The following is a 14,175-nucleotide window of genomic DNA, read 5'->3' as shown; positions in this document are numbered from 1 at the left end:
TAAGGAGCCTTCCATGCGTATCAACCCACCACTTGTCGCGCTCGCCATCGGTGCCTTTGGCATCGGCGTAACAGAATTCGCCCCCATGGGCATGTTGCCGGGTATCGCTGCGGATCTGGGCGTTTCCATTCCCGCCGCCGGTTTGCTGGTCAGTGCTTATGCGCTGGGCGTATTGCTCGGCGCACCGCTGATGACCCTGACCACCGGCAGGATTCCCCGGCGCTATCTGCTGATCGGGCTTATGGCGATTTTCACCCTGGGTAATCTGATGTCAGCCCTGGCCACCGATTACTACAGCCTCATGGTCGCCAGGGTGGTGACCTCACTGAACCATGGTGCATTTTTTGGCGTTGGCTCCATCGTCGCCGCCAGCGTGGTCGCCCCGGAGAAACGTGCCGGGGCGGTTGCGGCGATGTTCATGGGCCTGACCCTGGCGACCATCGGCGGTGTGCCGCTGGCCGCCTGGTTTGGTGAACTGTTCGGTTGGCGCACCGCTTTCTGGGGAATTACCGGCCTCGGCGTGGTGACCATGGCCGCGTTGTGGTTCGCCCTGCCTAACCTGAAGACGCCGCAAAGCGTCGGTGTAATGGCCGAAATTCGGGTACTGGGGCGTGGTCCGGTGCTGGGCGCGTTGGCCCTGACCGTAGTCGGATCGAGTGCAATGTTTACCGTCTTCACCTACATCGCGCCGATCCTCAGCAGCGAGACCAATAGTTCCACCGCCTACATCACCGCCATGCTGGTGCTTTTTGGTGTGGGGTTGACGCTGGGCAATATGTGGGGCGGCAAGGCCGCCGACCGCTCGATAGATCGCACCTTGATCGTCTCGCTAAGCGTTCTGATTCTCGTCTTGCTGGCGTTCACCCTGCTGATGCGTTGGACGGTGCCGGCTGCTCTGGCCATCCTGATATGGGGTATCGCCAGTTTCGCCCTGGTGCCGCCGCTACAGATGCGCGTCATGGAAGCAGCGAAGGACGCGCCCAATCTTGCCTCTGCGGTGAACATTGGCGCCTTCAATTTTGGCAACGCGATTGGCGCAGCGTTGGGCGGAGCGGTGATCAACGCTGGTCTGGGTTATCCGGCGATTTCCCTGGCCGGAGCGGCGATGGCTGCTCTGGGGCTGCTGATGGTGTTGGCTTATGCCTGGCGTTCCAGAACGATTGAAGCAGCAGTGGTGTGACGAAGATGGGGGGGAGTGGTTCGTTACCATCGATGAGTGGCGGCAAGTAGTAGAATTGCTGCCCTTGGCGAGGGGCGGCAATCGGTCAATTTTAGCCATTGCTGACCGGCAGCTTTGGGTCGACTTCTGCCCTTCGTGACAGGCAGAAAACGATCCGTTGGTGGCGCTCACCTTTAGCGACAACCACGGCCCCCAAGGGCGACTAGATATGGGCATGCTCAGTTAGAAAGCCCAATCAACAGATCACACGTATCGCTCAACTCTTTGATCACAGTGCCGGACAGGCCAGGCGCGGCAATCAGCCAGGATCTCGAAGCCATGGCCGATTACCTGCACAGCCTGGCCACGCGCTTTAGCCGATAGCCTCAGGATCGCTCTTGCTGCAAGGGTAACGGAACGTAAACGCGAACGAGGGTGTCAGCTGTTTAAACACCCCCTGTTTCTTCCCTCAATCCAAATGAAGCGGTGAAGTCATGAACAATATTATTTACCTCGTTGGCGCCGTCGTGATCGTCCTGTTTATCCTGTCGTTTGTCGGCATTGTCTGATTCAGCCAGCCGTGGTCAAAACAGATTGAGAGGGGGCGTTTGCCAGGAGCACCCTCTCAAACGGCTGCGGGGGACTGAAGCGCGAAAAAAGCCGAGTTGAGGCAGACGCTTGTCTTGCGACTGACCGCTTCGGGCCGGCTTCTGCCTTTGGCAAACGGCAGCTACTGGCCGAGGCTGTGTAAAAACGGTTTAGAGCAGGTTTGACAGTCAGAACCGGAACGAAAGTCGCGTTCCTACGCAAATTTCAGGTCCGCTGATTCACCAATCTTTGGCAGATTTTACGTAGCGACGCAGACATCAAAACAGTGTCCGCGTTTTTACACAGCCAGGGCCGTTCTCTGCCGATCATGGTGACAAAGCGTGCTGGTCAAATCCGATGCAATTGGTGGTCAGGTCGCGTGCAAACGGGTGGTCAATTCGATGCAATTGCACACATAGGCAAACAGATCGGGAAAAATGACCTGCCCCCTGTCCGGAGGCAGGCCGCTCTGGCGCTCCCGTCACTTCAGATACCACCCCCAGGGTTTGCCGTTGTATCGGGTGATCTGCTTGGTTTCCAGGTAGCTGTTGTAGCCCCACTCACCCAGTTCGCGACCAATGCCGCTTTGCTTGTAGCCACCCCAGGGTGCCTCGACGAAGGTCGGTTGCGAGCAGTTGACCCACACGATGCCCGCGCGAAAACCGCGAGCGACCCGTTCGCAGCGCGGGATATCCCGGGACATGACGGCCGCCGCCAACCCGAACGGCGAGTCATTGGCCAGGCGGATCGCCTCGGCTTCGGTGTCGAAGGTGCGCAGGCACACCACCGGGCCGAAAATCTCCTCGCGCCACACGGCGCTGTCCTCGGGGACATCGGCGAAAATCGCCGGCGTCAGGTAATAACCCTTTTCCAGATGACCCGGCCGCACACCGCCCGAAACCAGCCGCGCCCCCTCTTGCTGACCGGCTGCAATGGCCGCCAGCACCTTGTCCAGTTGCCCCTGGCTGACCAGCGGCCCGAGCTTCACCCCTTCCTCGAAGCCCTGGCCAATCTGAATCTGCTCGGTAGCCGCAATCAGGCGTTCCAGCAGTGCCGGGTACAACCCGCGTTCCACCAGCACCCGCGAAGTGGCTGAACAGACCTGGCCCTGGTTCCAGAAGATCCCGAACAGAATCCACTCCACCGCCGCTTCCAGATCACTGTCGGCGAAGATCACGAAAGGTGATTTGCCGCCCAGTTCCAGGCTGATGTTTTTGATCTCGCCGGCGGCGGCCTGCATGATCTTGCGTCCGGTCGGCACGCTGCCGGTGAAGGCGATCTTGTCGACCTGCGGGTGTTCGGCCAACGGCGCTCCCGCCTCGCGCCCCAGGCCGGTGACCACATTCAGCACCCCGGCCGGCAACCCGGCCTTGTCGGCGATGCCGGCCAGTTCAAGGGCGGTCAGCGGAGTCAGTTCGGAAGGCTTGAGTACCAGGGTGCAACCCGCCGCGAGTGCCGGGGCGACTTTCCACGCGGCCATCAGCATCGGGAAATTCCACGGGATGATCGCCGCGACCACACCCACCGGTTCCTTGATCACCGACGAGGTGAAGCGCGTATCCGGCAACTCGATCGACTGCTCATTGTCTTGGTCCGACTGCTCGGCAAGTCCCGCATAGAAGTCGAAGCACCCGGCAGTATCGGCAATGTCCCACAACGCTTCCGGTAGCGGTTTACCGTTATCGCGCACTTCGATGGCGGCCAGTTCGTCCTGGCGAGCGCGGATGCCCTCGGCGATGTTCCTCAGCACTTGCGCCCGCCGTTTGCCGGACCAGCGTGGCCAGTCACCTTCGTCAAACGCCCTGCGCGCCGCCGTCACGGCCAGCTCGATGTCCTCTGCGGTCGCCGAGGCAACCCGCGCCAGCACCGACTCGTCACTCGGATCGAGGGTTTCAAAAACACCGCGCTGGACGGGGGAGACCCACTCACCGCCGATGTACAACCGTTGATAGTCACCCATGGGACACTCCTTGATCCTGCGGTTTCGACGCTGCTGGTACAGCTGCTCGGCGACCTGCAGTTGCTCGCGGTCATTGACCCCGAGCACGTCGATTTCATCCACTTCCACGGCCGTCACCGTTAGCCCCGCTTCATTGGCCACCGCCACCGCGTCGGTGAGGTAGTACTCACCCTGGGCGTTGCGGTTGCCGATACGTTCCAGCAGCCACAGGCAGGTGTCGGCGCGCAGGCCCATGACGCCGCCGTTGCAGAAGTTGATGTCCAGTTCCTGCGGGCTGGCGTCTTTGGCTTCGCGGATGGCCCGCAAACGACCGTCCTTCACCAGCAATCGCCCATAGGGGCCCGGTTGCTGGGTATGGAAACCCGCCACCGCCACCGCTGCGCCGTCTATCAGCGCCCGACGCAAACGGTTCAAGGTCTGCGGGGTGATCAACGGCGAATCGCCAAACAGCACCAACACACAACCCTGCTCGTGAGCCTCCAGTGCAGGCCGGGCCGTCAGCAACGCATGGGCAGTGCCCAGTTGTTCGTGCTGGGTAAACACCTGCGCCGTCGGTGCCACCTGTTGCAGATACCCGGCCACCTGCCCGCCGCCGGCGCCCACCACCACCGCCCGTTGCTCGATGCCCGCCGCCTCCACCGCCGCCAGCACATGGCCGAGCAGCGGCTGGTTGCCCACCGGGTGCAAGACCTTGGGCAGCGGCGAACGCATGCGCGTGCCCTGCCCGGCTGCGAGAATCACCGCCAGGGTCGGCCAGCCAATGTTGTCGCTCATCGCGATCCTCCTGTGTGCATCCCGGCTTCAGGCCGGATCGCGATAGAACACGTCGTCGGCGTAGGGATACCACCAGTCCTGAATCTTCGGCTGGTGGTCGATGATGACCATTTTCGAGCGACGGAACGCTTCCAGCCCCTGACGCCCGAGTTCGCGTCCAAGACCGGACATCTTCCAGCCACCGAACGGCAGCGCATCGTTGTCGATCAGCGGATTGTTGACCCAGACCATCCCCGCCTCCAGACGCTCGGCGGCTTCCATGGCTTCGGCCAAGTCGGTGGAAAACAGCGAGGCGCCAAGGCCGAACGGCGAGTCGTTGGCCAAGCGCACCGCCTCATCGAAATCGCTGACCCGGCAGATCGCCGCCACCGGGCCGAAGCACTCTTCCTGCACAATCGCCATGTCGCCGGTCACGCCGGTGAGGATGGTCGGCTCATAGAACCAGCCGATGCTGTGCTCGGGTGGAATCCGTCCGCCGCAGATCACTTTCGCGCCCTTGGCCACGGCGTCATCGACCAGGCGCATGACCTTGTTGCGCGCCGCCTCGCTGACCATCGGCCCGATCTCCGAGCGTTCCAGGCCATGGCCGATGCGCAACGCACGGGTACGCTCGGCGAACCTGGCGACAAATTCGTCATGGATCTCGTCAACCACATACAAACGCTCGGCCGACGTGCAGATTTGCCCGCTCAAGTGAAACGCAGCCGTCACCGCACCCGCCGCCGCCACTTCCAGCGGCGCATGTCGGGAGATGATCAACGGATCGCTGCCACCGGCCTCGATCACACATGGTTTCATCCGCTCGGCACAGGCCACGGCCACCGCCTTGCCCGCCGCCACACTGCCGGTGAACGCCACTGCGTGGGTCTGCGCCGATTGCACAAGCAACTGCGCGGTGACCGCATCGCCCGGCACACAAGACACCAGCCCCGACAGCAATGCGGTGAAATGCTCCATGAACTTGAGGGTGCACAGGGTCGTGGCTTCCGCCGGCTTGATGATGCAGGCATTGCCCGCCGCCAGCGACGCGGCGACCGTCCAGCACATCAGCAGGATCGGAAAGTTGAACGGCATGATGTGCACGCTGACGCCGTACGGCTCGTAACGTACATGCTGGAACGAGCCGATCTGCGTGGTGCCGGCGACCTTGCCGGCATCGTCCCGGGCCATTTCCGCGTAGTAGCGAAAGATCGGCGCGCAGTTGGCCAGCTCGCCCATGGCTTCGGGAAACGGCTTGCCCATTTCCAGGGTCATCAGGCGGGCGACTTCACGGTTGCAGGCCACATTCTGCTCGATGGCATTGGCCAGTTGATGCAGGCGCGCGGCGCGGCTTTTGGCATCCACTACGCGCCATTGTTTTTGCGCGGCGGTGGCGGCATCGGTGGCGGCTTGCACATCGGCTTCGCCACACACGCCGACTTGCCCGACCGCTTGCAGGGTCGCCGGGTCGAGCACTTCGCGCACCCGGCCATCGGTCAGCGGCAGGAACTCGGAATTGATGAAACGCAATGCGGTGTCAGTGTTGAACGTGGCCATGGGATGATCCTTGAACCAATCGATAAGGGGTTTCACGTAACGTCGCCAGGGTCTCGGCGGGCAATTCTTCACGCCAGCCCGGCACCTGCCGGTCGAGCCACTGACGCAGCGGCGCAAAGGCCTCGGCGTCCAGGGCGCGGACAAACAACCCGAGAGTGCGCGGCAGGTGCGCCAGGTAACCGTGCTTGCCGTCACGGCCGGCCAAGCGCACGAAAATCCCCAGCACCTTGGCGTGACGCTGGGCGGCCAGGCGTCGGTAGTCTTCGAGAAAACCCGGCGCATCCAGCTCCGGGCGCTGCAACAGGTAATGGCTGATCAGTGCCTTGCGCAGCGCTTCGGGCACATCGCGCCGGGCGTCTTCGAGCAGCGACATCAGGTCATAGGCCGCCGCCCCGACCATGGCGTCCTGGAAATCCAGCAAGCCGCAGGCCGCCACGCCTTCACGGCCTTGCAGCAGCATCAGGTTGTCGACATGAAAGTCGCGCAGCACCAGGGTTTCGCGGCGTTTTGCGACATCGCGGCAGGCGTCGGCGAACAACGCCAGATACTCATCGCGCACGTTCTGCGCCGCGTCCTTGCCGATCAGCAGCGGCACGTACCAGTCGATAAACAGCGCGTACTCGTCCGCCAGTCGCTGCCCGTCGTAAGGCGCCAGTTCCGTGGCTGGCGCTGCGCGATGCAACGCCACCAGCGTATCGACCGCCAGGTGATACAACGCCGACTCCGAATGCCCGGCCAGCAGCAGCCGGGTGTAGGTGTCGTGGCCGAAATCCTCGATCAACGCCAGCCCCGCCGCCTCGTCCACTTCCAGCAAGGCCGGCGCAGACAGGCCCAGTCCCTGCAACTGCCGGGCGATCCGCACGAACGGGCCGATGGGCTCACTGTCGGGGGGCGAATCCATCAGCAACAGGCCCGCGCCCTCCAGGCGGAAATAACGACGGGTCGAAGCATCCGCCGGCAAGGCGACCAGCAAGGCCCCGGCGAAACCGGCGCGGGCCAGAAAGGCGGCGCGCTGGTCCTCACGGGTTGGCAATGACGCCAGTGCATCTGTCATGGCAGTCACCGGATCATGTAGACCTTTTTGATGGTCTCGTGGACGGTGCACACACCCTTCCAGTCCTTGCCGAAGAAGGCGGCGGTGTCCGGCTTGATCTCGATCACCTCGCCGGACTCGTGGACGTAAGTGCAGCGACCTTCGAGAAAGTGACAGAACTCGTCGCTGGTCACATGGCAGAACCACTTGCCCGGGGTGCAGATCCAGATACCGCATTCGGACTGGCCTTCGGGGCCTTTGTGCAGCACCACGCCGGAAACACGGGATTCACCTTCGAGCATGGTCGGGATCACGCCCCAATCCTTGACGTCGGTGATGCTCAGCGGGTCGTACAGAAACGGGGTAGTCATGTGTTGCTCTCCAAAAAGTCAGGCTCAAGCCAGCATGTAAACGTTGCGCAGGGTCTCCCGGACGTGGCATTCACCGGTCCAGCCGGCCGGGAACAGCACCAGGGTGTTGGGGCGCACTTCGATCACTTCGCCGTTGTCGTTACGGTAAGTGGCGAGTCCCGCGAGGAAATGGCACAGCTCGTCCCGGGGAATCGACAGCCGCCAGCGCCCGGGGGTGCACACCCACAATCCGCTTTCCGGGCTGTTGTTCGGGCCCTTGAACAGCAAGCGGCCGCTGGAATGCGAGACGCCTTCGACGGCATCGCTCTGCACGCCCCAGTCCACCAGGTCGGTGCGGCTGCTGACGCCTTCGAGGTACGGCGTGATACCCGCCGTGGTGGATGAATCAGGCATCGTTAAGCACCTTGTCGAGAATCGCGGCCGCGTCTTGCGGCCCCTTGCGGGATTGCATCTGCGCGCTGGTGCGCTGCAGGCGTTGGCGCATCGCCTCGTCGTTGAGGCACGCGTGGAGTTTTTCCGCGAACTGTTCTTCGCTCCACTCATAGCGGTCGAGCTTGAAGCCGTGGCCGCTTTCTTCGGCGCGCATGGCGTTGTCGTGGCCGTCCCAGACGTAGGACATGACGATCGCCGGTTTGCCGAAGAACAGGCACTCGGTGAAGCTGTTGTTGCCGCCGTGGTGGATCACCGCGTCGACCTGGGCAATCACCGACGGCTGCGGGAACCAGTTGGAAATCTGCACGTTGTCCGGCAGGTCCGGGTATTCGTCGAGGTGCTCGCCGACGTTGAACAGCGCCCGGTACGGCAGCTTGCCCACCGCCTCGATCAGGCGCTTGAGCAGCTCGACATCGCCGGAACCGAGGCTGCCGAAACTGGCGTACAGCAGCGGCTTGTCGTTGTTCGCTCGAAACTGGGGAACCTCGTAGGCCGTGTCGTGGCGCACGCAACCCTGCAGGTAATGGAAGCGCTCGGCCGGCAGCGGATGGCGGCGGTCGAACTTGACCGCATCCGGGTACAGCAACAGGTTCATGAACGGCGAGGCTTCAAAGAAGGTGCCCAGCGGATACGGCTGCTCGCCATGGGCCTTCAGGAACTGGTTGAAGTCGTCGTGGATCGGCCCGACCACTTCCTCGAAACGCTGGCGGAATTGCGCGTGGCCGGCCTTGTCGTCGATGCTCATGCCCGACAGGTGCGGCGGGATATCCGGGTCTTCGATCTCGTTTTCCGAGCAGGAAATGATCCGCACCCACGGCTTGCCGTACTGCTTGATCGCCGGGAACAGGATCACGTTGTCGACGCAGATCAGGTCGGGCTTGACCTTGTCCAGCACCGCCGGCAGGTCCTTTTGCGCCCACTTGGCGGTTTCGACAATGGCGGCCCAGCATTCCTTGACGTAGTTGTCGATCTGGTCGAGCGGCGACTTGCGGAAGTTCGGAATGTGGCCGTTGATGAAATCCACCCAGTAGCGGGCCATCTCTTCGGCCGGCATCGGCGCCGACATGTTGACCATGTGCTCTTCAAAACCATAACCGGCGTAGACACCGCTCATGCCCGGGTCGGTGAGGAACACCGCTTTGTGCCCCAGGGCTTCACAGGCCTGGGCGATACCCACTGAGTTCAGGGCCGGGCCGTAGGCGGCTTCGGGGAAGAATGCGATCACTTTCTGTTTCATCGAGTGCTGCTCCTGCCTGGTCTTTTTATTGTTCAGCGCGTCAATACGCGGGCATGCCGGGCCTGCCAGCCCAGCCGGATGGTCGTGTCGATTGCAAAATGGGCGAATTCAAACTGTGAGGACGGCACGCGCACGATCAGCGGTTTGTCGCTGAGGGGGGTCTGCACGTGCAGGTTGGTGTCGAGGCCGTGGTAGGCGACTTCGACGATCTTGCCGCTGACCTGATTGGCGCAATCGCCGCCCTGCTCCGTCAGAACTTGCAGGCGTTCGGGGCGGACCACCACGGCGACGGCTTGGCCGGTCACCAGCGGCGCGTCAGTTTCAACGCTCAGCTCCTGGCCGTTGACCCGCACCGAGTGCTGGCCCGAGCGCACGCCTTCGAACAGGTTGCTGACGCCGATGAAGTTGGCGACAAAACGGCTGTTGGGGTTTTCGTAGAGCTCGGTCGGGCTGCCGCACTGGCACACCTTGCCGCCATCGAGCACCGCCATGCGGTCGGACATCACCAGGGCTTCTTCCTGGTCGTGGGTGACGATGATGAAGGTGATGCCGCTCTCGTGTTGCAGGCGCTTGAGTTCCAGCTGCATCTTTTCCCGCAGCTTCTTGTCGAGGGCACCCAAAGGTTCGTCGAGCAACAGCACCCGCGGACGTTTGACCAGCGCCCGGGCCAAAGCCACCCGCTGACGCTGGCCACCGGAAAGCTGATCGGGCTTGCGCTCGGCCAGCTCACCCAGTTGCGCGGTGCTCAGCACTTCATCGACCCGGCGACGGATTTCGCTTTCCGGCAGGCGTTCCATTTCCAGGCCGTAGGCGATGTTCTTGCGCACGGTCATGTTGGGAAACAGCGCGTAGGACTGGAACATCAGGTTCAGCGGACGCTTGTTCGCCGGCAGCGGCGAGATGTCATTGCCGTCCAGGTAGATGCAGCCACCGCTGGGGGTCTCGAAACCGGCGAGCATGCGCAGCAGCGTGGTCTTGCCGCAACCGGACGGCCCGAGCAGCGCGAAGAACTCGTTCTCGCGGATGCTCAACGACACCTCGTTGACCGCCAGACCGTTGCCATAAGACTTGCTGACCTTATCCAGGATCAGTACCGCGGAAGAGTTATTCATGGGTGCGAGGAGCCTTGTTGAGACGCTGCGAAGCCAGCAGCGCGGTGATGCTGACCAGCATCACCAGCGTCGCCAGAGCGTTGATTTCCGGGGTGACGCCGAAGCGGATCATGGCGTAGATCTGCATGGGCAACGTGGTCGAAGCCTGGCCGGAGCCTGAGTTGAAAAAGGCGATGATGAATTCGTCCACCGACAGGGTGAACGAGAGCAAACCGCCCGCCAGCACACCGGGAAAGATCACCGGCAACAGCACCCGGCGGAAGGTGGTGAACCAGCTCGCACCGAGGTCGATCGAGGCTTCGAGGATCGAATAGTCGAAGTGCTTGAGCCGCGTGCGCACCACCGCGCAGACGAAGGCGATGTTGAACACCGCGTGGCTGATGATGATCGAGTGCAGGCCCAGGCCGACCTTGAGCAGGTTGAAGAAGCTGAGCAGCGCAATCGCCAGCACGATGTCGGGGATGATCATCGGCGCCATCAGCAAGGTATCGACCACCTGGCCCTTGTCGTTGCCCTTGCGGCGCAACTCGATGCCCAGCGCCAGGAACGTCCCGAACACGCAGGCAATGAAGGTCGCCGACAAGGCAACGATCAGGGTGTTGAGCGCCGCCGACAGAATCGCCGTGTTGTGCGCCAGTGCCGCGTACCACTTCAGCGATACGCCGCCCCAGGCGGTGGGCAATCCGGACTTATTGAACGACAGCAGGATCAACACCAGGATCGGTATATAAAGGAAGGCGTACACCAGCCCCAGGTGCGAACCCAGCACGGTGCCGCTGACAGAACGAGACTGACTCATGAGCGCGCCCCTTCTGCACGACGGGCCACCAGTGCCTGGATGAACAGCAGGATCAACATGATCGCGATCAGGAAGAAGCTCAGCGCCGCACCGAACGGCCAGTCGCGCGCCGTGAGGAATTGCGAATAGATCAGGTTGCCGACCATCTGCACCTGCTTGCCGCCCAGCAGGTCGGCAGTGATGAAGTTGCCGATGCTCAGCACGAAGACAAACACCGCGCCCGCCGCGATACCCGGCACGCTCAGCGGCAGGATGATCCGGCGGAAGGTCATCCAGCCCGAGGCGCCGAGGTCTTTCGAGGCGTCCCACAGTTCGTTGTTGATCCGCGACAGCGACGAGAAAATCGCGAGGATCACAAAGGGGATGTAGTTGTAGACCAGCCCCAGCACCACGGACGATTCGGTGTACAGCAAGCTGATGGGTTCGCCGCTGTAGCCGAACAATTGCAGCAGGCGGTTGATCAGGCCTTCGCGGTTGAGCAGGACGATCCAGGCGTAGGTGCGGATCAGGTAGTTGCTCCAGAACGGCAGCATCACCAGGAACAGATACACCGCCTGACGCCGCCGTGGCGCCCGGGCAATCGCATAGGCTGCCGGGTAGCCGATCAACACCGCAAACACCGTGGCCAGCCCGGCGATCTTCGCCGACTTGAGCAGGATGCCCAGGTACAGCGGATCGAACGCGCGCTGGTAGTTTTCCCAGGTGAACAACCAGTCGATGCCGCCATAGGCGCCACGTTCGACGAAGCTGTAGACCAGCACCAGCAGGCACGGAATCACCAGGAACATCAGCAGCCAGCCGAAGCCGGGCGCAAGAAGCCAGGCCGACAGACGCCTGTCAGCATGCAAAGCACTCATTAACCCTATCCTCCCGCCTCAGGACAGAGGCGGCTTGCGAGCGTGGCGAGGCATGCAGGGCATGCCTCGGATCGACGTGGCGTTAGTTCTGCGCCGCCATGATTTCGGTGACGGCGCGGGTGTAGGCCTTTTGCGTGGTGCCGCCCAGGTCGCGCAATTGCTCCATTTTCAGCAGCTCGGCGGGGGCGATGGTCAGGTTGGGGTATTGCTTGAGCAGGTCCGCGGACAACCCGGCCATGGCCGCCTGGTTGGGAACTTTGTAGAGGATGTTTTCAGCGACCCAGGCGTGGTTTTCCTTGGCCAGCATGAAGTTGATGAACTTGAAGGCTTCGTCCTGGTGCTTGGAGCTCTTGAGCACCACCATGGTGTCCACCCACAGGTCGGAACCCTCCTTGGGCACCACGAACTTGATCGCCGCGTTGGCCTGGGTGCCGTAGTTGCACCAGCCGTCCCACGCATGCGCCATCAGCGATTCGCCGGAGGCCAGCTTGGAATAGAAGGTGGTGTCGTCGAAGGAGAGAATGCGTTTTTTGGTGGCGATCAGTTGGTCGCGAACGGCGGCGATTTGCGCGGGGTCGCTGTCGTTGACCGACCAGCCCTTGGCGAGGAACCCGGCGCCGAGCATCCAGCGGTCGGTGGCGAGCATCGTTACCTTGCCCTTGAGGGCATCGCTCGGGTTGAGCAGTTCGTTCCAGCTCTGTGGCGCCGGCGCCACCTTGTCGGAGCGGTAGCAGATGCCGGTGGTGCCCCAGGTGTAAGGCACGGAGAACCGGTTGCCCTGGTCATACTCCAGGTGCGTGGCTTCGGGGTAGAGGTTTTTCAGGTTGGGGACCTTGACCGGATCGATGTCCGCCAGCAGCCCCTGTTTGTGCAGGACTTCGGCGAAAGGCGAGGAGACGAACACCACGTCGTACCCTTCACCACCGGACGCCATCAGCTTGCCCATGATTTCTTCGTTGGTGGCGTGCAGCGCCTTGTCGACGTCCACACCGCTGGAAGCCTTGAACTTCTCCAGCGCATCCGGGGCCATGTAGCCGTCCCAGATGGAAATCACCATGTCTTTCGCACTTGCAGCCTGTGAAGCGATCGCCAGGGAAACGGCCAATCCCACGCACAGAAGATCATTCAGCTTGCTCATAAATACTCACCCGACGATTGTTTATTGTTGTGTTCGAAGGCAGTACGGCAAAACGAGAAACGATTGCTGGTGTTTTTTTTCAGAAATTAGGACCAGTATCAAAAGATGTCAACGCATTTTTTTCCAGCCTGACGCTTCGCCGGCGCATGACATAAGATGGGCAACTGAGTCCCACAGCGGATCACAACGAGAAAAGACGCTTGAGCACGACAGCCGAAAAAAAACCGCGCACCAATCACCTGGAACTGGCCCGGCGCATCCTCGACCACACCCAGGAAAGCGGCCTGGTGGCCGGCGACCCGGTGGCCGAACAGGCCCTGGCCCGCACGTTCCAGGTCTCGCGCACGCTGATTCGCGGCGCGCTGAAAGTGCTGCTCGAAGAAAACCTGCTGAGCCACGAAGCCGGCAAGGGCTACCGATTGTTGGCCTCGCCGACGGGCCAGGCATTCAACGCTGCCTTGCCGCAAGCCGAGGAAGAAGAACTGGCCGCCTCGGTACTGCGCGACCGTATGGCCGGGCGCCTGGGCGACAGCATCAGCATCAGCGAGCTGATGCGTCGCTACGACATCGGCCGGCCAGCGGCACAAAAGGCCTTGCAGCAATTGAGCGAAAACCAGGCCATCGAGCGCGGCCCCGGCCAGTCCTGGCTGTTTCGCCCGTCGCTGAACAGCCTGGCCGCTCTCGAAGAAAGCCTGAAATTCCGTCTAATTCTCGAACCCGAAGCCTTGCTCAGCCCGAGCTTCAACGCCGACCCGCAACGCCTTGCCCTGCTGCGCAGCGCCACGCAAAGCCTGCTCGCCCGCCCCGTGGAAGATTTCGATATCCAACAGTTTCGCGAACTGGACATCAGCTTCCACGAACTGCTGGCCCAGAGCTGCGGCAACCGCTTCATCAGCGACGCCCTGCTCCAGCACCAGGGCCTGCGACGCCTGCCGAACCTGCTGCCATCGGTGAGCGTGCACCGCCTGCAGGAGGCCCTGCGCGAGCACCTGCAAATCATCGCGCAGATCGAACGCGGGCAGATGGAGATCGCCGCCGACCTGCTGCGCCTGCACCTGCGCCTGAGCGCCGCGCAGCGTCCGCAAACCGCTAACCGTGGCATCCCGCAAAGCCATCTGTTCGGGCGTCGTTAAACACCTCGCAAAAAAATGATGATTTTTTTTTGAAAATAAGACAGCA

Annotated in this window: 12 protein-coding genes and 1 pseudogene; 2 read left to right on the top strand and 11 right to left on the bottom strand. The window is 62.2% G+C overall.

Features of this window, described 5'->3' with window-relative positions:
- Window positions 1-13 precede the first annotated feature (13 nt).
- Window positions 14-1,180 carry an MFS transporter gene (locus tag AABM52_RS12100; RefSeq protein WP_048392538.1) on the top strand — a complete coding sequence of 389 codons (1,167 nt, stop codon included), beginning with the start codon at window positions 14-16 and terminating at the stop codon, window positions 1,178-1,180.
- A 1,048-nt stretch (window positions 1,181-2,228) separates the two neighbouring features.
- Here AABM52_RS12100 and AABM52_RS12095 read toward each other — a convergent pair.
- The 11 genes and pseudogenes from AABM52_RS12095 to AABM52_RS12045 form a co-directional block, all read right to left on the bottom strand.
- Complete coding sequence (locus AABM52_RS12095; protein WP_347912619.1) at window positions 2,229-3,707, bottom strand: aldehyde dehydrogenase family protein; 1,479 nt, start codon at window positions 3,705-3,707, stop codon at window positions 2,229-2,231.
- Between the two features lie 297 nt (window positions 3,708-4,004).
- A pseudogene (locus tag AABM52_RS12090) lies at window positions 4,005-4,481 on the bottom strand (NTP transferase domain-containing protein); the annotation flags it as partial.
- A gap of 27 nt (window positions 4,482-4,508) precedes the next feature.
- Window positions 4,509-6,017, bottom strand: coding sequence for an aldehyde dehydrogenase family protein (locus tag AABM52_RS12085; RefSeq protein ID WP_347911968.1), 1,509 nt, complete (start codon window positions 6,015-6,017; stop codon window positions 4,509-4,511).
- Window positions 5,998-7,071: a phosphotransferase gene (locus tag AABM52_RS12080; protein ID WP_347911967.1), complete on the bottom strand. Its 1,074-nt coding sequence runs from the start codon at window positions 7,069-7,071 to the stop codon at window positions 5,998-6,000. Before AABM52_RS12080 ends, AABM52_RS12085 begins: the two co-directional genes overlap by 20 nt.
- A gap of 5 nt (window positions 7,072-7,076) precedes the next feature.
- Window positions 7,077-7,421 carry a cupin domain-containing protein gene (locus tag AABM52_RS12075; protein ID WP_007976122.1) on the bottom strand — a complete coding sequence of 115 codons (345 nt, stop codon included), beginning with the start codon at window positions 7,419-7,421 and terminating at the stop codon, window positions 7,077-7,079.
- A gap of 24 nt (window positions 7,422-7,445) precedes the next feature.
- Window positions 7,446-7,814, bottom strand: a complete 369-nt coding sequence (locus AABM52_RS12070) for a cupin domain-containing protein (protein ID WP_347911966.1) — start codon at window positions 7,812-7,814, stop codon at window positions 7,446-7,448.
- Window positions 7,807-9,090 (bottom strand): glycosyltransferase, encoded by a 1,284-nt coding sequence (locus AABM52_RS12065; RefSeq protein ID WP_347911965.1) that lies wholly within the window; start codon window positions 9,088-9,090, stop codon window positions 7,807-7,809. The genes AABM52_RS12070 and AABM52_RS12065 overlap by 8 nt, the downstream gene beginning before the upstream one ends.
- 32 nt (window positions 9,091-9,122) lie before the next feature.
- Window positions 9,123-10,202 (bottom strand): ABC transporter ATP-binding protein, encoded by a 1,080-nt coding sequence (locus AABM52_RS12060; protein WP_347911964.1) that lies wholly within the window; start codon window positions 10,200-10,202, stop codon window positions 9,123-9,125.
- A complete protein-coding gene (locus AABM52_RS12055; RefSeq protein ID WP_347911963.1) occupies window positions 10,195-11,001 on the bottom strand; it encodes an ABC transporter permease in 807 nt (268 codons plus the stop codon). Before AABM52_RS12055 ends, AABM52_RS12060 begins: the two co-directional genes overlap by 8 nt.
- The gene (locus AABM52_RS12050) at window positions 10,998-11,858 is read right to left on the bottom strand and encodes an ABC transporter permease (RefSeq protein WP_046042463.1); all 861 of its coding nucleotides are present in this window, start codon (window positions 11,856-11,858) and stop codon (window positions 10,998-11,000) included. Before AABM52_RS12050 ends, AABM52_RS12055 begins: the two co-directional genes overlap by 4 nt.
- Window positions 11,859-11,940: 82 nt before the next feature.
- The gene (locus AABM52_RS12045; protein WP_347911961.1) at window positions 11,941-12,996 is read right to left on the bottom strand and encodes a spermidine/putrescine ABC transporter substrate-binding protein; all 1,056 of its coding nucleotides are present in this window, start codon (window positions 12,994-12,996) and stop codon (window positions 11,941-11,943) included.
- A gap of 200 nt (window positions 12,997-13,196) precedes the next feature.
- Between AABM52_RS12045 and AABM52_RS12040 the strand changes: the two genes are divergently transcribed.
- Window positions 13,197-14,129, top strand: a complete 933-nt coding sequence (locus tag AABM52_RS12040; RefSeq protein WP_347911960.1) for a GntR family transcriptional regulator — start codon at window positions 13,197-13,199, stop codon at window positions 14,127-14,129.
- The last annotated feature ends 46 nt before the right edge of the window (window positions 14,130-14,175 follow it).

The sequence above is a fragment of the Pseudomonas grandcourensis genome, from assembly GCF_039909015.1.
GTDB classification, from domain to species: Bacteria; Pseudomonadota; Gammaproteobacteria; order Pseudomonadales; family Pseudomonadaceae; genus Aquipseudomonas; species Aquipseudomonas grandcourensis.
This window is presented reverse-complemented; position numbering and strand designations above follow the sequence as displayed.

Excerpts from the sequence above, each read along its gene's own strand:
- AABM52_RS12100 (WP_048392538.1), top strand. The coding sequence starts at position 14 with ATGCGTATCAACCCACCACTTGTCGCGCTCGCCATCGGTGCCTTTGGC.
- AABM52_RS12095 (WP_347912619.1), bottom strand. The coding sequence starts at position 3,707 with ATGGGTGACTATCAACGGTTGTACATCGGCGGTGAGTGGGTCTCCCCC.
- AABM52_RS12085 (WP_347911968.1), bottom strand. The coding sequence starts at position 6,017 with ATGGCCACGTTCAACACTGACACCGCATTGCGTTTCATCAATTCCGAG.
- AABM52_RS12080 (WP_347911967.1), bottom strand. The coding sequence starts at position 7,071 with ATGACAGATGCACTGGCGTCATTGCCAACCCGTGAGGACCAGCGCGCC.
- AABM52_RS12075 (WP_007976122.1), bottom strand. The coding sequence starts at position 7,421 with ATGACTACCCCGTTTCTGTACGACCCGCTGAGCATCACCGACGTCAAG.
- AABM52_RS12070 (WP_347911966.1), bottom strand. The coding sequence starts at position 7,814 with ATGCCTGATTCATCCACCACGGCGGGTATCACGCCGTACCTCGAAGGC.
- AABM52_RS12065 (WP_347911965.1), bottom strand. The coding sequence starts at position 9,090 with ATGAAACAGAAAGTGATCGCATTCTTCCCCGAAGCCGCCTACGGCCCG.
- AABM52_RS12060 (WP_347911964.1), bottom strand. The coding sequence starts at position 10,202 with ATGAATAACTCTTCCGCGGTACTGATCCTGGATAAGGTCAGCAAGTCT.
- AABM52_RS12055 (WP_347911963.1), bottom strand. The coding sequence starts at position 11,001 with ATGAGTCAGTCTCGTTCTGTCAGCGGCACCGTGCTGGGTTCGCACCTG.
- AABM52_RS12050 (WP_046042463.1), bottom strand. The coding sequence starts at position 11,858 with ATGAGTGCTTTGCATGCTGACAGGCGTCTGTCGGCCTGGCTTCTTGCG.
- AABM52_RS12045 (WP_347911961.1), bottom strand. The coding sequence starts at position 12,996 with ATGAGCAAGCTGAATGATCTTCTGTGCGTGGGATTGGCCGTTTCCCTG.